The sequence below is a fragment of the Ekhidna sp. genome (assembly GCF_965212185.1).
Classification (GTDB): domain Bacteria; phylum Bacteroidota; class Bacteroidia; order Cytophagales; family Cyclobacteriaceae; genus Ekhidna.
This window is the reverse complement of sequence record NZ_OZ243102.1, coordinates 838,592-863,338: the sequence shown is the minus strand read 5'-3', so window position 1 is coordinate 863,338 and position 24,747 is coordinate 838,592. Positions and strand designations below refer to the sequence as shown.

The 24,747-nt window shown below is 38.5% G+C and carries 19 protein-coding genes; 13 read left to right on the top strand and 6 right to left on the bottom strand.

The features are described 5' to 3' along the window. Window positions 1–3 precede the first annotated feature (3 nt). A complete protein-coding gene (gene pgi / locus ACOMC3_RS03895) occupies window positions 4–1,593 on the top strand; it encodes a glucose-6-phosphate isomerase (RefSeq protein WP_420318218.1) in 1,590 nt (529 codons plus the stop codon). On the opposite strand, the gene ACOMC3_RS03890 is transcribed toward pgi, so the two are convergent. Next, window positions 1,575–2,306 (bottom strand): TrmH family RNA methyltransferase, encoded by a 732-nt coding sequence (locus ACOMC3_RS03890; RefSeq protein ID WP_420318217.1) that lies wholly within the window; start codon window positions 2,304–2,306, stop codon window positions 1,575–1,577. The two genes, pgi and ACOMC3_RS03890, sit on opposite strands and share 19 nt — an antisense overlap. Before the next feature lie 44 nt (window positions 2,307–2,350). On the opposite strand from ACOMC3_RS03890, the gene ACOMC3_RS03885 reads away from it, so the two are divergent. Beyond that, complete coding sequence (locus ACOMC3_RS03885; protein ID WP_420318216.1) at window positions 2,351–4,843, top strand: BamA/TamA family outer membrane protein; 2,493 nt, start codon at window positions 2,351–2,353, stop codon at window positions 4,841–4,843. Beyond that, window positions 4,843–5,739, top strand: coding sequence for an oxygen-dependent coproporphyrinogen oxidase (gene hemF / locus ACOMC3_RS03880; protein ID WP_420318215.1), 897 nt, complete (start codon window positions 4,843–4,845; stop codon window positions 5,737–5,739). Before ACOMC3_RS03885 ends, hemF begins: the two co-directional genes overlap by 1 nt. A gap of 15 nt (window positions 5,740–5,754) precedes the next feature. Here hemF and ACOMC3_RS03875 read toward each other — a convergent pair whose 3' ends face one another. Then, window positions 5,755–6,459, bottom strand: a complete 705-nt coding sequence (locus ACOMC3_RS03875; RefSeq protein WP_420318214.1) for a LytR/AlgR family response regulator transcription factor — start codon at window positions 6,457–6,459, stop codon at window positions 5,755–5,757. Then, the gene (locus ACOMC3_RS03870) at window positions 6,460–7,041 is read right to left on the bottom strand and encodes a riboflavin synthase (RefSeq protein ID WP_420318213.1); all 582 of its coding nucleotides are present in this window, start codon (window positions 7,039–7,041) and stop codon (window positions 6,460–6,462) included. A 23-nt stretch (window positions 7,042–7,064) separates the two neighbouring features. Here ACOMC3_RS03870 and ACOMC3_RS03865 point away from each other — a divergent pair, with 23 nt between their 5' ends. The 4 genes from ACOMC3_RS03865 (at window position 7,065) to ACOMC3_RS03850 (ending at window position 10,751) form a co-directional block, all read left to right on the top strand. Further along, window positions 7,065–7,730, top strand: coding sequence for a protein-L-isoaspartate(D-aspartate) O-methyltransferase (locus ACOMC3_RS03865; RefSeq protein ID WP_420319300.1), 666 nt, complete (start codon window positions 7,065–7,067; stop codon window positions 7,728–7,730). A 12-nt stretch (window positions 7,731–7,742) separates the two neighbouring features. After that, window positions 7,743–8,264, top strand: a complete 522-nt coding sequence (locus tag ACOMC3_RS03860; protein WP_420318212.1) for an acyl-CoA thioesterase — start codon at window positions 7,743–7,745, stop codon at window positions 8,262–8,264. A gap of 135 nt (window positions 8,265–8,399) precedes the next feature. Then, the gene (locus tag ACOMC3_RS03855) at window positions 8,400–8,936 is read left to right on the top strand and encodes a hypothetical protein (protein ID WP_420318211.1); all 537 of its coding nucleotides are present in this window, start codon (window positions 8,400–8,402) and stop codon (window positions 8,934–8,936) included. Between the two features lie 24 nt (window positions 8,937–8,960). Further along, the gene (locus ACOMC3_RS03850) at window positions 8,961–10,751 is read left to right on the top strand and encodes a hypothetical protein (RefSeq protein ID WP_420318210.1); all 1,791 of its coding nucleotides are present in this window, start codon (window positions 8,961–8,963) and stop codon (window positions 10,749–10,751) included. A 74-nt stretch (window positions 10,752–10,825) separates the two neighbouring features. Here the strand turns inward: ACOMC3_RS03850 and ACOMC3_RS03845 are convergent, their stop codons facing one another. Together ACOMC3_RS03845 and ACOMC3_RS03840 are read right to left on the bottom strand one after the other, a co-directional pair. After that, window positions 10,826–11,290: a hypothetical protein gene (locus ACOMC3_RS03845; RefSeq protein WP_420318209.1), complete on the bottom strand. Its 465-nt coding sequence runs from the start codon at window positions 11,288–11,290 to the stop codon at window positions 10,826–10,828. A 47-nt stretch (window positions 11,291–11,337) separates the two neighbouring features. After that, window positions 11,338–11,652, bottom strand: coding sequence for a hypothetical protein (locus ACOMC3_RS03840; RefSeq protein WP_420319299.1), 315 nt, complete (start codon window positions 11,650–11,652; stop codon window positions 11,338–11,340). 58 nt (window positions 11,653–11,710) lie between these two features. Between ACOMC3_RS03840 and ACOMC3_RS03835 the strand changes: the two genes are divergently transcribed. The 6 genes from ACOMC3_RS03835 to ACOMC3_RS03810 all read left to right on the top strand — a co-directional run bounded on the left by ACOMC3_RS03835 (window position 11,711) and on the right by ACOMC3_RS03810 (window position 24,185). Continuing rightward, window positions 11,711–11,980 carry a hypothetical protein gene (locus tag ACOMC3_RS03835; RefSeq protein WP_420318208.1) on the top strand — a complete coding sequence of 90 codons (270 nt, stop codon included), beginning with the start codon at window positions 11,711–11,713 and terminating at the stop codon, window positions 11,978–11,980. Further along, the gene (locus ACOMC3_RS03830; RefSeq protein ID WP_420318207.1) at window positions 11,977–12,354 is read left to right on the top strand and encodes a sensor histidine kinase; all 378 of its coding nucleotides are present in this window, start codon (window positions 11,977–11,979) and stop codon (window positions 12,352–12,354) included. Before ACOMC3_RS03835 ends, ACOMC3_RS03830 begins: the two co-directional genes overlap by 4 nt. Next, window positions 12,329–12,637, top strand: a complete 309-nt coding sequence (locus ACOMC3_RS03825; protein ID WP_420318206.1) for a sensor histidine kinase — start codon at window positions 12,329–12,331, stop codon at window positions 12,635–12,637. Before ACOMC3_RS03830 ends, ACOMC3_RS03825 begins: the two co-directional genes overlap by 26 nt. 11 nt (window positions 12,638–12,648) lie before the next feature. After that, window positions 12,649–12,741, top strand: a complete 93-nt coding sequence (locus ACOMC3_RS03820) for a hypothetical protein (protein ID WP_420318205.1) — start codon at window positions 12,649–12,651, stop codon at window positions 12,739–12,741. A 2-nt stretch (window positions 12,742–12,743) separates the two neighbouring features. Then, window positions 12,744–13,433 (top strand): response regulator transcription factor, encoded by a 690-nt coding sequence (locus tag ACOMC3_RS03815; RefSeq protein ID WP_420318204.1) that lies wholly within the window; start codon window positions 12,744–12,746, stop codon window positions 13,431–13,433. Between the two features lie 264 nt (window positions 13,434–13,697). After that, window positions 13,698–24,185: a cadherin domain-containing protein gene (locus tag ACOMC3_RS03810; protein ID WP_420318203.1), complete on the top strand. Its 10,488-nt coding sequence runs from the start codon at window positions 13,698–13,700 to the stop codon at window positions 24,183–24,185. Here the strand turns inward: ACOMC3_RS03810 and ACOMC3_RS03805 are convergent. Further along, on the bottom strand, window positions 24,157–24,747 hold the full coding sequence (locus tag ACOMC3_RS03805; RefSeq protein ID WP_420318202.1) for a methyltransferase domain-containing protein: 591 nt from the start codon (window positions 24,745–24,747) through the stop codon (window positions 24,157–24,159). The genes ACOMC3_RS03810 and ACOMC3_RS03805 overlap by 29 nt on opposite strands.

The following is a 24,747-nucleotide window of genomic DNA, read 5'->3' as shown; positions in this document are numbered from 1 at the left end:
ATTATGCTTCCAAAAATTGATCCTTTGACCACTAAGTCTTGGGCATCACTTCTTGATCTTTCTTCTAATAGAATTGATATCAAGAAATTACTTGATGATCCACAGCGCATAAATAAGTTCACCTTTGATCACCAGGACTTACATTTCGATTTTTCAAAAAATCAGATTTCTGATGAAGTATTTGACATACTTATAAGCCTTGCAGAGGAATGTAAACTGCAAGAAGGGATCAATTCCATGTTTAATGGGAAATTGATCAATGAAACTGAAAATCGAGCCGTACTGCACACCGCTCTAAGAAATGTCTCAAAACCTGAAGTAAAGCGGGAGCTGGATAAGGTTAAAGTCTTCAGTGATAAAATCAATTCTGGAAACTGGAAAGGCTTATCCGGAAAAAAAATCACAGATGTAGTAAATATTGGAATTGGTGGATCAGACTTAGGACCGAAAATGTTAACATATGCTTTGAGGCCATATTGGAAAAATATTACACCACATTTTATTTCAAATGTAGATGCAGCTCAAATGGTTGAGACTTTAGAGCATCTCAATCCCGAAACCACTCTTTTTATCATTGCCTCTAAAACGTTTACCACTCAAGAAACCCTAACCAATGCATTCTCTGCAAGAGATTGGTTTTTAGAAAATGGAGGTACTAAAGAGGCTATCAGTAAGCATTTTGTTGCGGTGAGCACCAATCAGGAAGCGGTCAATGATTTCGGCATTTCTACCGAGAATATGTTCGAATTCTGGGATTGGGTTGGTGGAAGATACTCCCTTTGGTCGGTTATTGGATTATCCATTGCTTGCGCAGTAGGATTTGAAAATTTTCGAAAATTACTTGATGGTGCTAAGAAAATGGATGATCATTTCAGGAATTCTGATCTTCGTGAGAATCTACCTGCTATTTCAGCACTAATTGGAATCTGGTATAATAACTTTCTTGGCTTTGATTCGATGGCCATCTTGCCATATGATCATCGATTGAGATATCTACCCTCCTACTTACAACAGGTGGATATGGAGAGCAACGGCAAGTACATTGATCGTTCTGGCAATAAAATAACTTACCAATCAGGACCTATCATTTGGGGTGAACCAGGAACAAATGGTCAACATGCCTTTTATCAGCTTATTCATCAAGGTACCAAAATCATTCCTTGCGAATTTATTGGTATCGCAAATGCTGCACATAATCATGAAGATCATCAAGAAAAGCTTCTCGCAAACTTCTTTGCTCAATCCGAGGCACTTCTAACCGGGAAATCAAAAGATCAGGTCATCAAAGAATTGGGTGATAGCTCCAATGAAATATTGATCAACTCAAAAGTTTTTGAAGGCAATAGGCCCTCAACAAGCATATTGGTAAATGAATTAAACCCATATGCTCTAGGCCAACTAATCGCTTACTATGAACATCGGGTATTTACTCAAGGATTAATTTGGAACATATTCAGTTTTGATCAATGGGGCGTTGAGCTTGGAAAACAGTTATCAAAACCAATATTGAAAGAAATCAAATCAAAAACTAGCGGTAATCATGATCCATCTACCCAATCGCTAATGAAGAAATATCAAAGCATGCGTAAATGACCAGCCAAAATACCGGTGGCTATTCCAACATTTAGTGATTCGGCTTGACCATATTTTGGTATAGCAATCTTTTTATCTGCTACCTTCTCCGACAATTCACTAATACCGTGTGATTCACTACCCATTACAATCACTGAGGGCTCATCGATTGTTGTTTCGTTCAAAGGTTCACCCGCCATATCAGTAATGAGAATTGGCAGCTTATTCATTTTGTAAAACTCATTCAAATCAATGTGAATTACTTTCAATCGCGTAAATGATCCCATTGTGCTATTAATCACCTTAGGATGATAAAATTCGGCGCAGTTGTCTGAGCATATAAGTTGGGAAAACCCAAACCAATCCAAAGTTCTGATAATCGTTCCTACATTTCCAGGATCTTTAACATCATCTAAAACAAAAAGATGATCATTAAAGACAATTTCTTCTAGTGAGGTTGATTTCGTTTTAGCAACTGCAAGTACATCTTCATTCGTTTTAAACGTACCGAGCTGAGCTAATAAATCCGGCTTTACAACCTCATTTCGATGATTTCCAGTTTTGAGATTAAGTGAAAAATAATCTTCTGTACCAACAATTAAATCAATCTCAAAATCTGATTGTAATAACTCCAGCACATTTTTTGCTCCTTCCACCAAAAAGCGTTTTTCGCGCACCCTGTACTTCTTAACTTTGAGCGATTTTATTAATTTCTGTTCCTTCCTAGAGAGCATCTGATTTGAAGAGATTTTTTAAACTGAGTCAAATATCACTATTCGTGGGCATATTCTTGACCTCCTGCCTTGGCTCGAAGTTTTTAAAGGAAGATGAAAAAATTCTGGCAAAGCAAAAAATACATGGATTATCCGGATCGCTTAAAGACGATACCAAGGGACTATACGAGCAAACTCCAAACAGTCGGATTCTATTTGGTCAATTTCCATTCACACATTTAGCTCACTTATATAAGCTTGGGGAAAATGGATTTCTTTTTATTGATGGCTATGACAAACAAAAGGCAATTGCTAAAAGAGATTCTTTAGCAGTGAATTATGATCGAAAGATCGAGGAAGCTACCTCTCAAAGTAAAAGACTGAAGCTAAGAAATAAGAAAGCGAAAAAATACGATAAGAAAAACAGAAAAGTTAAACAGGGGAACCAGCTCATGAGATGGGGCGAACCATTGGCCGTTTACAACAATGCGAGTACTCGCCTTGCTATTGAAAAAATGAATCAATTCCTAAGTTCAAAAGGATACTTTGATGCTTCGATTCAGATAGATACGTCCAACTATGACAGCCTCAACTTTGTTGGCAAGTTTGGCAGAAATGTCAGGAATTGGGTAAGTGGTTGGACTGGAAAGAGTGATGGATACATCAACCTCGATTATCATATCGAGTTAAACACACGCTATTACATTGATTCTATCCAGTATCAAATAGAGGATTCTGTGCTACAAGCGCTCATCTTAAAGAATCGTGATGAAGCACCTTTACAAAAAGGTCATTATAGCCAAGATAAACTTACAAATGAAAGAGATTTTATATTTGACTTAGCTGTAAACAATGGCTACTATGACTTCTCAAAGCAGTATATCTCATTTCAATTAGATTCTACTGAGCTTGGTCTAGATACCGTTATCGTAAGAGAAACCATTAAAAATCCACCAGGCACAAATCAACATAAAATTTATTACCTCGATTCAATCGTTTTCATATCTGAAGCAAGTGTTAGCGAACAAGTTGATAGAACAGAGGAAAAGTATCGAGATATAACATTCAGTTTTGCTAGAAACATCTACTCAAAAAAGGTGCTGGAATGGCGCATTCCACTTGAACAAGATGATCGCTACAGTCGTGATCTTACCATTGAGACCCAAAGGCAACTGTCTTATCTTGACAATTTTAAATTTATAAATATTAATTACGACACAACTGGAAACTATTTTGTAGCAAATATTTTCACTTCACCATTCGCTAAATATGAAACTTCCAGCGAATTTGGATTCTCCAGATCGCAAGGGAAACCAGGACCATTTGCGAGTGTTAATTTAAAGAATCGCAATACTTTTAGAACGCTCGAAATTTTAAGTTTGGACCTAGACGCTCGATTAGAGGATTTACCATCTGTCAGGGAGACTACAGAGTTTAACGGAAATTATACTTCAAGGCAATTTGGAGCTGAGGGGGCAATAACATTTCCACAATTCTTATTTCCGCTGGGGTCATATTATAAAAACAAGATTGGCAGATTCAATCCCAAAACAAGAGTTTCACTTAGCTTTTCATTCGAAGATCGGGTAACTGAATATAGAAGGCAGACGTATACCGGCAGGTTATCTTATAGCTGGCAGATTAAAGATCAGGTAAAGTATGTGCTTACCCCATTTCAATTGAGTATAACCGATGCTAACACTTTTGGTGAGTTTAGATCATATACTGATTCTTTAATTGCTGAAAACAATCCATACGGTCTCGCATTTGTACCTGCCATTGTTAGCAGTGCTGCTTTTCAAGTAGATTTTTCATTTGGGGATTACTCGCAAGGAAAAGATGGAGCTTATATTAGATTAAACAGTGAATTGGGAGGGAATTTAGGAAATGCAATAGGAAATCCATTAAAGAATGTATTTGGTGATAGCTTAGAGACCTATCAATTTGCCCGAATTCAAACAGATTTAAGAAAAATTGAACGACTGTCCAGAAAAACCAACTTAGCATTTAGATTCAATTTGGGGCTTGCCTATCCTTATGGTTCAAATGAGTCCTTACCCTATGAAAGGTATTTCTTTGCAGGTGGTAGTAGTAGTATTAGAGCCTGGAGACCAAGAAGATTAGGACCCGGGACATATACTGAGTACGTAAAGGATGAAAATGACAACTTGACAGATGAAATTGATGACCAAAACGAACGTCAGGGAAATTTGCTGATCGAATCAAGCATTGAATTGCGTCAGGATTTAGTGGGATTTTTAGAAGGAGCAATATTTTTGGATGCAGGTAATATCTGGCAGGTGAGAAATTCACTTGTCGGAAAAGATCCTGAGGGTGATGATGGTCTTTTCAGGTTCGATGACTTTATGAATGAATTAGCAGTAGGAACAGGTGTTGGTCTGCGTTTTGATCTTCAATTTCTTGTCTTCAGGGTTGACCTTGGTATCAAATTGATAGATCCAGCGAGGATGACAGGAGAGAGATTCGTTGGTGACGAACTTTTCACAAACTTCAATGAAAACACCCAGGTTAATATAGGAATAGGATATCCGTTTTAATGGAAGATATAACGAAAGAAAACATTGCCAATTGGTTCAAAGATTTACAGGATTCAATTTGTAACACTTTGGAAGAACTCGATGGTAAATCAAAATTCCTTGAGGATAAATGGGAACATCCTGAAGGAGGTGGTGGAAGATCAAGAGTTATAAAAAATGGTAGCTTAATTGAAAAAGGAGGCGTCAATTTCTCTGCAGTTTCAGGACCTACACCAGACAAAATCCTTCAAGCATTGAATTTGCCTCAAGCTGATTTTTTTGCGACTGGCGTTTCTATCGTTTTGCACCCTGAAAATCCATGGGTTCCAATCATACACATGAATATTCGCTACTTTGAAATGAGCAATGGAGTCTGGTGGTTTGGCGGAGGCATTGACCTAACTCCGCATTATGTAATAAAGGAAAAAGCTCACTCTTTTCATCAATATCTAAAAGCAGCTTGTGACAAGCATGATTCAAGTTTCTATCCGAAATTTAAGAAATGGGCGGATGATTATTTTTTTGTAAAACACAGAAACGAAACTCGTGGAGTCGGTGGAGTATTTTTTGATCGACTCACTAACACTGAACATAAATCAAAAGAGGACCATTGGGCATTTGTTAAAGAAATAGGTCAAACTTTTATTCCTGCATATGAAGATGCTGTTGCAGAATTAAGAAACCGTGAGTGGAACAAAGCCGATAAAGATTGGCAAAAAATTCGTAGAGGAAGATATGTTGAGTTTAATCTTGTTCACGATAAAGGAACCAAATTTGGATTGGATACCAACGGTAGAACTGAATCAATACTGATGAGTCTTCCTCCTGAAGCTAATTGGGAATACGATTATCAACCGATCAACGATCTTCAAAAAAAGACATTGTACCTACTTAAAAAAGACATTGACTGGATCTAATCCTAAGTAAAAAGTCTACAGCATATTAAATTTCTCCATTAAGGCTTCCTTATATGAAGCACCAATTGAGAATGTTTTTTCGCCAATATGTACTTGTAGGTCTTCTATTTTATCAATTTTATTTCTATTGATAATGTAGCTTCTGTGCACCCTACTGAAGATACTCTCAGGAAGTCTTTTTTCTATTCCCTTCATGGTGTGATGAACAATGTGTTTTTTGCCAATTTCTGTATTGAAAATTACATAATCAGCCAAAGCTTCTACGAAAAGGATGTTGTTATAGCTAAGGCGAAATAGCTTTCCATCACTTTTTACATAAATGTGATCTTCTTGCTCAGCGATCGCCTTTTCCTTTTCAAGGTTTTCTTTCACCTTGTTCACGGCTTTCATGAAGCGCTCGTACTCAACAGGCTTCACCAAATAATCTGCTACCGCATCTTCAAATGCCTCAATAGCATATTCTTTCTTAGAGGTTACAAGGATAACGTTATAAGCATGCTGGAGGTCTTTAACCAACTCCAACCCGCTCATTCCAGGCATCTCGATATCGAGAAAAACAATATCTACATCATTAGCACTTTCTCCTAAAAGAATATCATGAGCTTCCTGAGTATTATCAAGATCATGAGTCAGTACCAGTGAATCAGTTTTATCTATAAATTTCTTAACAACGAGACGAGACATCTTGTCGTCATCTACTACCATGCAATTGAGAGCCATCTATTTTCTATTTACTATTAGGTGAATATACTTTCCGATAATATCAAATTCAATATTTACAGTATTACCAACTGCTAGCTGATTGAAGTTGGTATGTTCAAATGTATATGGAATTATTGCCACAGAAAAGATTTTTTTATCAACGGCGAAGCATGTTAAACTCGTGCCATTGATACAAATACTTCCTTTTTCTACCACTAAACCGTCTTTTTGAAGTTCAAATGTAAAAATCCAACTTCCATTTTCATCTGAAATTTCTTTCACAGTGGCAGTGGTATCTACATGTCCCTGCACAATATGACCATCAAATCTACCATCAGCTTTCATGCAGCGTTCCAGGTTAATTTGTGAATCTACGTTCAATTCAACCAAGTTAGATTTTTTCATGGTTTCATCAATGGCTGTAACCCAATGTCTCCCCTCATCTACTCTCGTCACCGTGAGACATACGCCATTATGGGATACGCTTTGATCTACCTTCAATTCATCAGAAATTAATGATGATATGACAAAATCAACATTAGATCCTACTTGTGAAATTTCTTCTACTTTCCCTACAGTTTCAACTATTCCTGTAAACACGCTGATTAAATTTAAGCTTCAAAATAAGTCAATTGGAAGATACCTACAAGCATAAGGGATTACGGAAGCAATTAGTTTTAGAAATTGCAAAAAAAGGAATCAAAGACAAGCGTGTTTTGGATGCTATAAGCAAAATCCCCCGCCATTTCTTCTTTGAAAAAATTTTTGACATCCATGCCTATGAGGATAAGGCTTTTCCAATTGATGCAGGACAAACCATTAGCCAGCCATATACCGTCGCTTTTCAATCTGCTCTATTGCAAGTGAATCCTGGTGATAAAATTCTTGAAATTGGTACAGGTTCAGGTTATCAAGCATGTGTCTTAGTTGAGATGGGAGCAAAAGTTTATACCATTGAATACCAAAAAAAGCTTTATCAAAAAGCCATACGATTTCTACCTAAACTTGGCTATCAACCACATATGTACCAAGGGGATGGCTCAAAAGGAATGCCTCGCTTTGCACCCTATGATGGAATAATTGTAACAGCCGGCGCACCAACTGTTCCGGAGGAATTGATTCAACAGTTAAAAATTGGTGGAAGATTAGTTATCCCAGTAGGGAACAATGACATACAATCTATGGTTTTGATCCAAAAAGTGGGCGAAAACAAAATAAAAAAGAAGCAATTCGACCATTTTAGCTTCGTACCTTTGCGTGGTGAAAAAGGATGGAGTGATAACGAATAAAAAAAGTACTTAATGAAAAAAGTAAAAAAATGTAAGGACTCCTTCGTTACGATGACTGAGTTGGTACTACCAAATGATACAAATGGATTGGATAATCTAATGGGCGGTCGACTTATGCATTGGATGGATATTGCAGCTGCTATTGCCGCTCAAAAACACTCTAATAGAATCGTTGTAACTGCATCCGTTGATAATATTTCTTTCTCTGAACCTATTAGAAAGGGAAATACCGTGACGATTTCAGCATTCGTGACTCGTGCATTTAGTTCTTCGATGGAGGTTTATTTGGAGGTAGTTGCCGAAGATATTCCTGCAGATAAGAAGGTACATACTAACCGAGCATTTTTCACCTTTGTAGCAGTGGACCAATCTGGAAAACCAATAGATATTCCGCAGCTAGAACCGGAAACGGAATTTGAAAAAGAACTTTACGAAGGAGCATTGAGAAGACGTCAATTAAGGTTGGTTCTTGGTAAACGAATGAAACCAAGTGAAGCCAAGGAACTAAAGTCTATCTTTGATATGGAAGACTGATACGCTCAAAATTGATTTGTCATTTCGACAATCCTGCCACGGGCAGGTGAGGAGAAATCTTTAAATTGAGCTTCTGTGCTCATTTGAAAAAGATATCTCACTGCGTTCGATATGACATCTAATATTATCTAGTTGATGGAAAAAGAACACCTACACTTATTGATTCACGAAGAAATCTTCTTGCTACCGCAAGACGAAATCATTGAAGATGAGACTGATAAGACAGAAGAAGTTCAGGAATCTGGTCAGGTAGCAGAGCCAGAACCTGAACTAATTGATAAAAAGGTGGAAACAGAGGAAAAACAACCAGAAACGACAGAAGAGCATCATCAGGACTCCCCTCATATTCCGCATCACGACCTACCGGATGCTAAGCCTTTGCCGTTTGCAGTTTTTCACACCAGTCATGTTCCTACAGAAAATGATCTCTTACATAAAATAATAGAGGCATGTAAAATTCCTGAGGATCAATACAAGATCTTCAGCAATGGTTTTGATCAGGCCGTAAAGTTTAAAAAGGCCCTGGTATTTGTTCCTGAGGCAAAGGCCTTCTATACTCCTATCCCATACAAAGGCAGTGAATTCCTTTGCTCTAAACCTCTCTCACTTCTGGCTGCTGATCAAAATGAAAAAGCAAAGTTGTGGACAGCATTGCAAAAATTTGTACTCTGACAAGTGCCTTACTCAGCTTCCAATATGATGAGGACTAAACTTCTGTTTTTAAACCTTTCATTTATTCTTTTCCTGGTGGGCGTAGCTCTTGCCGTTGATTCCCAATTGCAGCTGGCAGCAATTAGCATGCTTAGTGGAGGGGCCATTATAGCAGGTGTTGTGATCATACAAATCTACCAATTGCTAAAAGCATCCCAACAATGGAAATGGCATGCATTAGCACTATGTGGGTTCTTGTTTGTGTTAGCAATCATTTTCATCCACGGATTTAGCTCATCTATTGGTATGATGTTCGTATACCGAATTAAAGCATTTACATATTTATACTTTCTAGCGGGCACGCTCCTACCAATCCTGCTTTTTTATTTTAGCATTAAGTCATCCATTGGTTTAATGGATAAAAAATGGGTAATCATAGGGACAGCACTAGGATCTATAATAGCCATATGTGGTTTTTTAGGCTTTTCGCAACTCATCCCTTATACTGGGAAATTGGTCTTTTATAGCTGGATATTCTTGCTTGTTTTCTATTTCATTTTTTTAATCAAGCTAATTTTAACAAACAAAGAGAACAGATCTGAATGGATTAGGCTACTAATTATTACCTCAACTATGATCGGCTTTTGTTTTTTCCGATTTATGGGGTCTGATCAAATGACAGGTGGATTATCGAAAGCAATCATCTCCTTTGGATTTATTCCATGCATAATCCTTCCTTTTACCGTTTTATCCACGAAAAAACTGTACGCATTTACAGCATTTATATGTTATTTCATTTGTCTGGATTTCTTCTTCATTCATTTCGATTCAAATTACAATTACCTCGTAAAAATTGGGATTAATGGGTGTGTTGACTATGAGCAGGCAACCGATTATCCAATCAATACTGATCCCGGCTTACCAGTATCCGAACTTCTTAAAGAACCTACGGAAGATGAAATTAAAACCATCATGCGCGAATGGGAAATGAAGGATTTTAAACCAAAAGATGTTCAGGTTGTTTCCAATACCGTACTTGGCAATGGTGATTCTATTAAGGTGATTTCGCACCTTATCAACGGACAAAAACACTATGGAGCCATTCGAATACCCAACAATATTGATGTGCAAAATGCTCCCATACTCCTTGAACTAGAAGGCGGTGGAACTGGTATGGATGTCTCTGAAATAAGTACGTTAACTCGTGGAAAATGTGAAGAAATAAGGACCAGGTTTATTTCAATTTTACCTTCTTACAGAGGTTGTGTGTTGAGAGGAAAGGATATCTGCTATCGATCTGGAGGATACTACGGGGATGCCTGGTTAGGACCAGCCGAAGATGCGGTTGCTTTCCTGGAAGCAGTCAAAAGCATGTATAACAAATCGGATAGCACGCGAGTATTAGCTCATGGAGTCAGTCGAGGAGCAACAGTCTCTTTAATTATTGGGGGGCTTACCAACAAACTCGATTATATCATTGCAACCTCAACTCATACCAATTTTGCAGATCAATATGTGTTTGAGAATGAAAGAGTTGGGAATTCATACAGCAGAGCTTTCTTTACCCCTGCGGCTTCTAAACAGCAAATAAGGAAAAAGATCATCACAAGTTCATCTTTATATTTTGCAGAAAATCTTCCTCCATTTGAGCTTCATCAAGGAACCGACGATGAGCTAAATACGGTGAGACATGCCATTGCTCTAAAGAATGAGCTTCAAAGATTAGAAAGGGACAGCAGCACTTACAAAATATATCTACATGAAGGTAAAGGTCATGGCTATGATGACGATGATATTGTATGTGCATCGATGGAGGGGTTTATCAATAACCATTGAGTGAGGACTCACAATAAAAGGTTGAATCGTTAACAAAAACAGATGTCCTGTAAAAGAATCTGATAATCTCCTCATTACCTATTAGAATTGATCTTAATCGCCAACTTTAGTTTCTTATTTGATTTAATGTGAAACGGAATGGATGAAACAACCATAGCACCTCCTAAAAAATAGGGTGCCTTAATAACCTGATAGGGCTCATCAGGCTTATTACTAAAGGCGGAATCAACAAAACTCCCTACAACATTTAGGAAAAGGCCAGTTACAATTAAGACCCCACCTGAATAAACTAAAATATTCCCCACAGATCGTTTCTTTAATGATTCGTCAAGATATAAGTTTATTTCAGGATGGTTCCAATCGTAGGTTTCTGTATTAAACCCATTACTGTTTAGCCATTTATTTTTTCCTTTTCTGTAAGGGGTTTCATGCTTAAGTATCGTTTCGGATTTGGCCGAATCACTTTTTTGACATTTTGCCTGGTGACCAAATAAAAAGAGAATGATGGAAAATAGGTAAATGGTGAGATTAGGTTTCATACCTATTTGTCAAATAATGGTTTAGCAACCCCTAAAAGTCAATCATACTACGTCCTATTTAGAAGAATAAAAGCTTCCCTCCCCTTTCTTGGTTTAATGGAATTGTAGCAGGGTTCCAATGTTATGATTTGAAACTGAGAATCAAACAACTTCTCATACTCATCTAAAGATCCTCCAAAAGGAGGTTGATCCTCGTTCATAGCAACTGACCATAACACTCCTACCAGTTTACCACCTGGTCTTAAAAGTTCTTGAATTTTTCGTACGTAAGATTTCCGCAATGATGGATCAATCGCACAAAAAAAAGTTTGTTCAAGAATAAGATCATACGACCCTCGGTGCTCAAAGAAATCTTCTTGAATTAATTGATTTTCAGGAAAGTCAGGAATTCGTTCTTTAGATTCTCAAGTGGACAAGACCATGCGAGCGATCATTAATCCTATTTTAGAGAAACAAGGCATTGATTTACAATATGAATATGCCGTTTATGAACACAAACCCATTGAATCCGGATTTGATTTCGTTTTAGGTGATAAATGTTCCAGTCCTGAATTTCAACTGACTAGTTGTGAAAATCCCAATGAAAGAGGTCATGGTTGGGCCAATTTGACCTGTGCTGCAGGAGGAAATCTCCACCTTGCACTATTCTTTCCTGAGCCTATGTATTCGCACAATCAAAAGGCGCTTTGATTTTATCCGTTGTTTTTATCGAATTATTAATTAGAAGCTTTACCTATACGTTGATAGTTATTCGAAAACAAAAGCGACTTTCATCCATTAAAAACAATTTTATTAATAACCTCACGCATGAATTTAAAACTCCAATAGCTTCCATTTCTCTGGCAACCAATATGCTCAAAAATGGGAGTACATCGTTGGATGATAAAAAGAGGACCAACTATCTGAATCTTATTGATTTAGAAAGCAAACGATTGGAAGGACAAGTGGATAAAGTGCTACAGATCGCTATGATAGATTCTGGCAATTTCACACTCGAAAAGCAAAATCTGGATGTCCATGAAGTAATTAACCAGGTTATTGATAGCGTCAGTCATAGTAAGTAAAAGAAATGGTTCCATTTCGCTTCAATTAAATGCAACCAATACGGAGGTATATGCAGATCGAACTCATTTGCTAAATATCATCTACAACCTTATTGATAATGCATTAAAGTATACCATGGACATTCCTGAAATAATTATAGGTACATCTGATCATCCACAAGGGGTTGAGATTTCAATTAAGGATAATGGGATAGGTATGGTGAGGAAATTCAGAACTACATTTTTGATAAATTTTAAAGGGCTGAATCTGGCAACACCCAAAATGCTAAAGGGTTTGGTTTAGGTTTAAGCTATGTGAAGAAAATTATTGAAGAACATAGAGGAACCATAGCACTTCAAAGTCAGCTAAACCATGGAAGTGAGTTTCGTTTATATTTTCCATTCTGATAATGGCTTTAGGTAAAATCTTGCTAGTAGAAGATGATGAGAGTTTTGGATACATCTTAAAAGAGTATCTGGAAATAAATGATTTCTCTGTTACACTAGCGATTAATGGTGAAGATGGATTAGAAAACTTCAAACAAAATACATATGATCTGTGCCTGCTGGATGTGATGATGCCACTCAAGGATGGATTTACGTTGGCCAAAGAAATCCGTGATGCAGATCCGGACATTCCGTTTATGTTTCTCACTGCAAAAGCTCTGAAAGTGGACAAACTCAAAGGATTCAGGTTGGGTTGTGATGATTACATTGTGAAACCAATTGATGAAGAACTACTGGTCGCCAGGATCAAAGCATTAATTAGACGTTCATCCGCTGAAAGTGAATCAACCATAAAAAACTACCATTATCAAATTGGCAAATACCAGTTCGACTTTTCCAATCAGGCACTGTCGCTGAATGGAAAAACGAATAGACTCACTGAGAAAGAAGCTCGCCTACTTCAGCTATTATGTGAAAATAAACACGCCATCCTGGACAGGAATAAAGCACTGAAAAGTGTCTGGGGCAAATCAGACTTTTTTAATCGTAAAAGTATGGATGTGTTTATTCACAAGCTCCGCCAACATTTGAAAGATGACCCTTCTGTTCAAATTTTAAATGTTCATGGCAAAGGATTTGTACTGCAGGATTGAGTTAAGCCTCCAGAAAATTAATTATCTCTTGTTTTCTCTAGATTAATGAAAACCTCTTTGTTCTTCGCGGTTTGACGGAACAATTAAAAAGTGCAAGAATATTCGCTTTTCTACTTTGCCACAATTCAACATCTGGTCTCAGAGTCAATAATTTCTAGCAAAATTTCATAGCAGTTATTGAACAATTAAATGTCTAATTGCCACTGAGTTAGTGCTTTTGAAACATGCTAGAAATTCATTAAATTAAAGGTAAACTACCTCACCATGAACTACTTACATCATCTTTTCTTTATCACTACAGTTGCTATTGCCTGCAATTTATCAGCCCAATCAATTACTTATTCATCACCGATCGATCTAACAAATCATTCCAATGTTTCCTTTGACCAGCCTTTTGACGTTTCGTCTGAATTGGAAGAGCCTGAAGGAATTGCTTTCAGCTCAGATGGAACCAAAATGTTTGTTCTGGGCAGTTTTAACTTTCCTGAGATTGATCAGTACAGCCTAACTACCCCCTTTGATATTTCATCAGGGGTAAGTTTTGACGGGAGCCCATTAGATATATCCTCTCAAGTATCTACTCCATATAGCTTAACCTTCAATCCAGATGGCACTAAGATGTATATCGTAGGAAGCGGAGAGGTTAATCAGTATAGCTTGTCTACACCATTCAATATTACCTCCGGTGTAACTTTTGACAATAATCCATTTGATCTGACGACCCAGGAAGGCCAACCAACAGGCTTAACATTTAATTCCGACGGGACCAAGATGTTTGTAACCGGATTCAATAATGACAATGTCTATCAGTACAGCTTATCTTCTCCTTATAATACGACTACTGGTGTAAGTCATGATGGAAATCCGTTGGATATTTCATCAGAAGTGGATTACGCTGTTGGGATTGCATTCAATACTAATGGTTCAAAGTTATTTATCGTTAACAGCCTTAATAGGCAAGTACTACAATACAGTTTATCTACTCCTTATATTGTAACATCCGGAGTAACACATGATGGGAATTCCCCTTTTATTTCATCTGAAGACTTAACACCAAGGGGAATTGTCTTCAATACAACTGGGACAAAAATGTTTGTGACTGGTAGATCGGATCATGAAATCAATCAGTATAGCCTTAGTGTGAACGTTTTTAAAGAGTCTTCGTCCAATGATGCTTCAGTAAATGGATCATTGACCATATCGATTAGTGAAGATACCTTTGTTAATGGGGGTGGTTTATTGACTTCTCCTACCCACTTTAATGTTGATAACCTGCCGAATGGCCTCACACCTTCTATGTCTGTTATGACAGATGGTCTTTCAGCCTCTATGACATTAGCTGGAAATGCTACTGAACTCAGCGATATCCCGGATCTTCAATTTACTTTCACTGATGCGGCATTCACAACTTCAAATGCAAGTTCTGTTACGAACGCAACAGGAACTGGTAGCGGACTAGGAATAGATTTTAATAGCCGGAAACTCAGTTACTTCTCTCCAATCAACCTTGACGCAGGAGTCAGTTTTGATGGAAGTCCATTGGACCTGTTACCACAAGATCTAGGTCCTGGTGATATTACTTTCAGTGCAGATGGTACGATAATGTATATGGTTGGAACTGCAGGAACTGATATAAATAGGTACAACTTAACAACCCCTTTTGATATTACAAGTGGTGTGAGCTTCTATAACTCCAGAAATTTATCCGGAGAAATGGACACATCCATGGGTATGGTATTCAATAATGATGGAACAAAAATGTTTGTAGTAGGAAGAGGGTTTTTCAGCTCAGCCGTTCATCAATATACGCTGGTAGCTGCACCATACGGTATTTTAAACGCAGCATATAATGGGTCATTCAATGTCACAAACGAGGATTTCCAAATGAGTGGGATTGCGTTCAATACTGATGGGTCAAAAATGTTTTTAATAGGGGATATTAACGATCAAGTACATCAGTATACACTGACAACTCCATTTGAAGTAACTTCAGGAGTCAGCTATGATGGTAGCCCTCTCAGTGTGGCATCTGAAGAAACAACTCCAACAGATGTTGCATTTAATGCAGATGGATCACATATGTTTGTAACAGGCTCTATTTTTGATGAAATAAGTCAGTATGAATTATCTACTCCTTTTGATATTACATCCGGTGTAAGCCTCAGCAGTCAGTTTGATGTTTCATCTGAAGAAGGAGCCCCCACAGGTGTTGCCTTTAATACGGATGGAACAAAGATGTATGTCATGGGAGCAGGCGATGATGAAGTCAATCAATACACTTTGAGCAGCAATGTTTTTATTGAAAATAATACCAATGACGGTACTGTGGTTGGTTCACTTATCATTCAGCTGACCAATGATGCCTTCATCAATGCAGGCAGTTCCTTAACTTCTGGAATTGACTACTCAATCAGCAATCTGCCCTCTGGATTAATACCTGACTTGTCCATTTCATCTGATGGCCTGTCTGCGAAGCTAACATTGTCAGGAAATGCTGATAATCATGGAATTCAGGACGGTATAAATGACCTCCTCTTCACTTTTGAAAATTCTGCATTCTCTGTGAGTGATGCAAATGCAGTGACCAATGCAGTTGATGCAAATAGCAGCTTCGGGATTGATTTTGATGTCAATCCGGTTTTAACATATCATTCTCCTATTCAGCTGGCTAATCCGGTTATTTGGGAAGATAGTCCACTAAATGTTTCGTTAGAAGAAGGATTACCTCAAGGCTTGACCTTCAGTGCTGATGGCTTAAAAATGTTCATTGTTGGCGCCATCGATTCTGATGTGGATCAATACAGTTTAACAACCCCATACAACATTATTTCTGGAGTCACTCATGATGGTAGTCCCTTTGATGTCGCAGCTGAAGAATCCGCTCCTACTGGAATTGCTTTCGATGCAGAAGGCACCAAAATGTTCATATTGGGAATTGGAGGAGGATCTGAGGTGAACCAGTATAGCCTATCCAGTCCCTTTGATATCACCTCTGGGGTTACGTTTGACGGGAGCCCGTTTAGTCTGGCATCTGAAGAACTATTTGCGCAAGATCTTACATTCAATAGTGATGGAACAAAAATGTATATCGTTGGATCCAATGGTGATGAGGTCAATCAATATAGTCTTTCCACTCCATTTGACATAACATCAGGGGTCTTGTTTGATGGGAGTCCACTCGATATCTCTTCTGAAGAATCAGACGCATTAGGTCTTGCTTTCAATGTGAATGGTACCAGGCTGTTTATTAGTGGTCAGGGGGGTCAGGAAATAAATCAATACATACTTTCCACCCCATTTGACATTACTTCAGGGGTAACAGTAGATACTCCGTATGATCTTTCAGCGGTAGATCCAACTCCTACCGGAATAGCCTTTAATGATGACGGCACAACTCTTCTTGTACTCGGTTTTGGTTTTGGTGCGGAGGTCAATCAATTCAGTTTGAGTACAGGTATTTTTACTGAATCAGCTTCTAACGATGGGTCAGTTTCAGGTGAACTGATTATTTCCATTACTGATGATACTTTCTCACTTCCTTCACTATCATATCCTACTGACTTTAGCATCACCAACCTGCCAGCAGGATTTAGTGCAAACGTGAACGTTACTAGTGATCGCCTGTTTGCTGCCATAACAATTTCTGGCAATGCAAGCAATCATCAGGAAGTTGATAATCTGGACGACCTGATTTTCACGTTTGAAAACTCCGCATTCACTGGAAATAATGCATCAGCAGTTTTTAACTCCAACAACGCAAGCAGTGGATTTGGGATTGATTTTTCAGAAAATGCCAGTCTTACCTACCGATCGACAATTGACATCACAGATGCTACCTCCATAAGTTTTGCTGGCAATCCATTTGATATTTCAGCCGAAGATACGGGTCCTCAAGATATTGCTTTTAGCAAAGATGGCTACAAGATGTTCATCTTAGGTGTAGCAAATGATATAGTAATACAATATAGCCTTGTGACACCATTTGAAACAACGGGAGGAGTCAGTCTAGATGGAACCACTTCCATACCTAATAATGCTGGGGGTCTCACTTTTAATTCCGATGGGACCAAAATGTATATCATGGAATTTAATAATGATGAGGTCTATCAGTATAGCTTAACTACACCTTTTGATATTACAGCAGGTATTTCTTCAGACGGAGCACCTTTTGATGTGACCACTGAAGAGTCTAGTCCATTCGGTATTGCTTTCAATGCCAATGGCACAAAAATGTTCATAGTAGGATCAGGAAGCAATCAAGTAAACCAATACACGCTCTCTTCTCCTTATGAAACTACTTCTGGTGTTACCTTTGATGGAACCCCTTTCGATGTATCTGCCGAAACAGTCGCTCCGGTGGATATTTCCTTTAACCCAACAGGCACCAAAATGTTTGTCGTTGGACAGATATTTCAGGAGATTAATCAGTACAGTCTTTTGTCCCCATTTGATGTGACATCTGGAGGGTCGTTTGATGGAACATATTCCGTTTCAATCGAAGATCAGACCCCCAGGGGCGTTTCTTTCAATTTCGAAGGTACTAAGATGTTTATTGTCGGAGCAGGTGGAGATCAGGTCTATCAATACAACCTTGGGGCTGTGACATTCAACGAGGTATCTGCAAATGATGGTTCGGTACAAGGCGAGTTACTCATCTCCATTGCGGATGATAGTTTCACCAATCCTGGTAGTACGCTTGCCTATTCTACAGACTTTAATATTATTAACCTGCCAGCTGGTTTAGTTCCGAACTTATCTGTTGCCAGTGATGGTCTGTCTGCAATTTTAACAATATCAGGTAATGCAACCAATCATCAGGAGGATGATAATCTTGACAACATAATTTTCACCTTTGAAAATTCAGCTTTTGTTGGAAACAATGCTTTATCAGTATTGAACTCTGCTAATGCAAACAGTGGCTTTGGGATAGGTTTTGCCAATAATCCGATCCTGACTTATGCTTCTTCTATTGACTTGTCTAACCCTGTCACCATCGACGGGAGTCCTTTGGACCTGTCAACTGAAGAGAGCTTTCCTCAAGGCTTTACCTTCAGTCCTGATGGATTGAAGATGTTTGTGGTAGGTGCCAATGACACGGAGGTAAACCAATACAGTCTAACAAACCCTTTCGATATCACCTCAGGAGTAACATTTGATGGAAGCCCATTCGATGTATCTTCAGAAGAGACCGTACCCACTGGCATAGCTTTCAATACAGCGGGTACCAGGATGTTCATCTCTGGAATTGCAGGGGGCTCTGAAATAAACCAATATAGCCTCACAACACCGTTTGATGTAACCTCCGGAGTAACATTCGATGGAAGCTCATATAGTGTGGCAACTGAGGAATTATTTGTACAGGATCTTATATTTAATCTGGATGGAACCAAACTATTTATTGTGGGATCAGACGGAGATGAAGTCAATCAATACAGCCTCACCACTCCTTTTGATATCACATCAGGCGTCTCTTTTGATGGGAATCCTTTGGATATTTCAAATGAAGAAACGGATGCTTTTGGTATAGCTTTTAATGCTATTGGCAACAAACTATTTATCAGTGGTCAAAATGGTCAGGAAATAAATCAATATCATCTGGACAACCCTTTTGACATTACTTCTGGCGTGACAACCGATACACCTTATGACATCTCATCAATTGACCCCACTCCCACTGGAATTGCCTTTAACAATACAGGGACAAAGCTTCTGGTTATAGGGTTAGGTTTTGGTGCCGAGGTTAACCAGTTTAGCTTGAGTACTAATGTATTCACTGAATCAACTGCTAACGATGGTTCTGTTTCGGGCGAATTACTCATCTCCATTACGGATGATAGTTTCACCAATCCTGGTAGTACTCTTGCCTATCCTACAGACTTTAGTATTACTAATCTGCCAACTGGATTAACCCCCAACTTAGCTGTAGCAAATGATGGTTTAACTGCAACACTTAATTTTACAGGAACTGCCGACAATCATCTTTTTAGTGACGATGTTGATGAGCTCATCTTCACTTTCGAGAACTCCGCTTTTACAGGGAATAATGCTTCAGCTGTTAACGATGCTATTGCAGCAAACAGCAACTTTGGTATCGATTTTATATCAAGCTCGGAAACAGACATTCTATCGTTCAGTTTTCCCGAACAAACTAGTGTGGCAGTAATCGATGATGTTAATCACACCATAGACATTGAAGTGGCTGCCCTTACCAATGCAACGAACTTGGTGAGTACATTTACTTTATCTGAAGGTGCCATTCTGCAGGTTGCCGATGTGGATCAAGTCAGTGGTATTACTGCCAATGATTATACTAATCCTGTAACCTATACGATTACCGCCGATGATGAAGTAACTACACAGGATTGGACGGTAACTGTAACGGTCGTTCAAATACCTGCACTGATCTATTCAAAGTCGCCAGACCTTTCAGAACTGTCTCCAACGGGAGCTAAACTCTCTGTTGCTACTGAAGAAGATGAACCTAAGGGTATTGCGTTTAGCGCTGATGGATTAAAACTTTTCGTGGTTGGCAATGCCGTCAATGTGTTTGAATATACCCTTAGTTCACCCTATGATCTATCCACAGCTACTTTGAGCAACAGCTTAGATGTTTCCTCCGAGGAAGTTGTCTTGCAAGCAATTTCATTTAATAATGAAGGAACGAAATTGTTTTTGCTAGGGGCCTCCAATGGGGTTAATCAGTATGGATTGAGTTCTTCTTTTGACATTAGCACGGCAAATTATATCAGCAGTTATTCAGTACAAGCTCAAGATGTATCCCCCTTTGGGCTTTCTTTCAGTAGTTCAGGTTCGAAAATGTATATCGTTGGGAACTTTAATGATAATGTATACGAATACCAGCTAAGTACTTCTTTTGACGTAAGTACGGCAAGTTTTAATTTTAGTTTTTCTACTGCATCTGTACAGGAAGTACCTACCGACTTATGGTTTTCAAAAGATGGTAGCAAAATGTATTTAACTGGATTTACTGGATCAGCAGTTAATGAATTTTCTTTGTCCACTCCATTTGATTTAACAACAGCGACACACGATATCTCAGTTAGTGTATTACCGGATGCTACCAGTCCTCATGCACTTACTTTCAACCAAAGTATGTCCAAACTGTATGTTGCTGGCATCACCTTTGATGAAGTTGTTGAGTTTGATTTCGGACAACAAGCCTTTACTGAGACTTCCAGCGAATCTGGAATGTTGGATGGAGAGCTAAACATTACATTGATAAATGAAACGTTTACGAATGCTGGTGGTACTCTTACATTACCGACTGATTTCACTATTGCTAACCTACCAATTGGGCTTGGCGCCAGTTTGTCTATCTCGGTAGACGGAAAGTCAGCTATTTTGCAGCTTTCTGGCATGGCCACTAGCCACACAGATGCTGATGATATTGATGATCTAATCTTTACATTTGAAAATTCAAGCTTTACGGGTAATGACGCTTCGGCTGTTTCTAATGCAATAAATGCCAGTAGCAATTTAGGTATTGATTTCCTAGAGGATAACCCTCCTGTTTTTACTTCTTCAGATGTAGCAGATTTTAATGAAAATGGAACAGGAAGTGTTCTTGATATAGATGCGAATGATGGTGATGGCGGAATTGATGATGATAACATTACCTATGCAATAAATGGTGGAGCTGATCAAACCCTTTTTAATTTGGACATCAATGATGGCGTATTAACATTCATTTCTTCACCAGATTACGATATCCCAAATGATGCTAATACGGACAATGATTATGAGCTTGAAATATCAGCTGATGATGGTATTAATACAACAATTCAATCAGTAGTAATCACGGTATTGGATGTAAATGAGGATCCTGTTTTCACATCTACAAATACGGCAGACTTTGATGAAAATGCGACTGGAGCTGTGATTGATGTGGATGCCAATGATGGTGATACTGGAACCAATGATCTGGGGATAACATATAGCATAAGTGGAGGTGATGATCAGTCTGAATTCAATATTGATGAGGATAATGGAATGCTAACCTTTTTGACTGCTCCTGACTTTGAAGACCCTCAGGATGCCAACCTGGATAATGTATACGAAGTACAAGTCACTGCAGATGATGGAGTCAATACTACTGATCAACTCCTCACGATTACCATCATAGACCTCATGGATATTCCTTCATTGAATTATGCTGCTGGTTTCAACATTCAAACCGCCTTTTTAAATGACACTAGATCTGTAATTGATGAGGAAGATGGTTCCAGGGATGTGGAATTCAGCTCAGATGGTTTAAAGATGTATCTCCTTGGCTCTGGAAATACAATAATCCATCAATATTCGCTATCCGATCCTTTCCAAATATCAACAGCAACATTCATGGATACATTCATTGATGCACAAGGGTCTTCTGGATTCAGTCTTACTTTCAATAATGATGGCTCGCAGTTGTTTGTGCTCGGCAACAATGAAGATGAAGTCAATCAGTACCTATTGACTACTCCATGGGAAATCAACACTGCAACTTTTTCACAAAGCATTTCCATTACGAATGATGAGCCTGATCCGTCTGGATTATTATTCAATGATGATGGTACCAGCATGTTTGTCTCCGGAACTTTAGTTTCTGAATTTACTTTGACTAGTCCTTTCGACATATCTACAGCCGTTTTCTTGAAAAGTTTTACTCCGGTGGCCTACGCAATGGATGTATCATTTAGTAATGACGGTTCCCGTATGCTCATTGTTGATGTAGTTGATAATGTACTTCAATACGACCTTGGTGCTCCTTATGATGTTACTACAGCCTCACCACAAAGCGAAAGTAAGTTCATTGGAAGTGATGGAAATGCACCTCACGGATTCACATTCGATCCTGATTTTACCTCTATGTTTATTGCAGATGCAGCTATTGATGCAATCAATGAATACAAAAGTGCAACAGCTTTTTTTGAGTCATCGTCAAATGACGGGTCAGTAACAGGAACATTAACAATAAGAATTGTGAATGGAAGTTTCTCTAATGCTGATGGCGATCTCACCTCACCTACTGATTATACCATCTCTAACCTTCCTGCTGATTTAACACCCAATCTATCAATCTCAGCAGATGCCAAATCTGCAATACTCACACTAACTGGCAATGCTTCAAACCATCAAAAACTTAATGGTGTGACTGATTTAATTTTCTCTTTTGAAAACTCAGCTTTTGAAGGAAATGATGCAATTGACGTTGAAAATGCGTTAAGCTTCAACACCAATTTGGGAATCTTTTTTGATGATAATCCGAATACTGATCCAACCATTTCAGATCAGATTTTCTCAATTGATGAGAACGCCACTTTTGGAACTAGCATCGGAACAGTAGAGGCTTCAGATGCCGATAGTGATCCTCTTACCTACTCCATTACCAATGGCAACACAAATGATGCATTTGCCATTGATGCCAGCACAGGGAGTTTAATAGTCAATTCCACTTCTGCATTGAACTTTGAGACGACTTCTTCCTTTGCTTTAATAGTGGAAGTCAATGATGGAAATGGTGGAATTTCAGATGCCACCATAACGGTCAACCTACTTGACATTAATGAATCTCCACTGATCTCGGATCAAACATTTTCTATGGATGAAAACAGCCCTTTTGGAGCGATCGTGGGAACAGTTGTAGCTACAGACCCTGAGAACGACCCACTTACATTTTCAATTATTACTGGCAATACACTTGATGCATTTAGCATCAACGCATCGAATGGAGAATTAGCCGTCAACAATTCATCAGCACTCGATTTTGAATCCAGAGAAGCAATTGATGTAGGTGTGCAAGTAGATGATGGTAATAGCACTATAGCAACAGCAGTCATTACTGTTCAGCTCAATGATATAGATGAATCATCGAATACGGCACCAGTCATTTCAGATCAAAGTTTCACTATTGATGAGAATAGCCCTTTTGGGACGACCATTGGCACAGTAGTGGCATCAGATGCAGATAGTGATGCACTTTCCTATTCAATTACCGCTGGTAACACGAATGATGCTTTCGCCATCGACATCAGCAATGGAGACCTATCGGTCAATAATTCTTCGGCATTAGATTTCGAGACCACACCGTCCTTCTCTTTAACAGTAGAAGTCAATGACGGGCTTGGTGGAATAGCAGATGCTACCATTACAATCAGCCTCAATGATGTAGATGAAAACGAAAATGCTGAACCAGTCATCACAGATCAAAGTTTTTCTATTGATGAAAATAGTCCTAATGGCGCTTCCGTAGGTACTGTGATAGCCACTGATGAAGACGGTGATGCACTTACCTATTCCATCACAAATGGAAACACCAATAATGCTTTTGCTATAGGATCCAGTACCGGTGACTTGACAGTCAAAACCACATTAGCCCTGGACTTTGAAACCACACCCTCATTTGCTTTGAATGTGGAAGTAAATGATGGTAATGGGGGTATTGCAAACGCTACCATTACCATTAATCTAAAAGAAATTGAGGAAGCAACTGGAATTAAAAACTTAGATCAGTTGATGGATATATATCCCAATCCTTTTACTAACAAATTGATTATCGAATTAAAGCAAATATCAAAAGACTATAACATCATTCTTACAGATATTTCTGGTAAAACACTTAAGTCCTTCAATGGAGACCTTCCAAATGAATTAATTATGGATCTTTCCGGTTTGTCTGATGGCTTATATATCCTACATATTGAGACATCACTATCAAATGCTGTCATTCGAGTTCTAAAGAAAGCAAATTAATGAACACTTCCCTCCCCTTTCTTGGTTTAATGGAATTGTAGCAGGGTTCCAATGTTATGATTTGAAACTGAGAATCAAACAACTTCTCATACTCATCTAAAGATCCTCCAAAAGGAGGTTGATCCTCGTTCATAGCAACTGACCATAACACTCCTACCAGTTTACCACCTGGTCTTAAAAGTTCTTGAATTTTTCGTACGTAAGATTTCCGCAATGATGGATCAATCGCACAAAAAAAAGTTTGTTCAAGAATAAGATCATACGACCCTCGGTGATCAAAGAAGTCTTCTTGAATTAATTGATTTTCAGGAAAGTCAGGAATTCGCTTCTTTAGATTCTCAAGTGGTTGTTCTGCAAAATCTATAACATACACATGCTCGAATCCCTTTTCATAAAGGTATTCAGCCTCATACGCATTGCCGGCACCAGGAATAAGAATTTTTAGATGTTTATTCTCAAGCTGATCTATATACTCTACGAATGGTCTTGTGGGCCCGCCAGCATCCCAACCAGTAGATCCATCATGATAGCGCTTTTCCCAATAAGCTTGATCTAAGCGCAT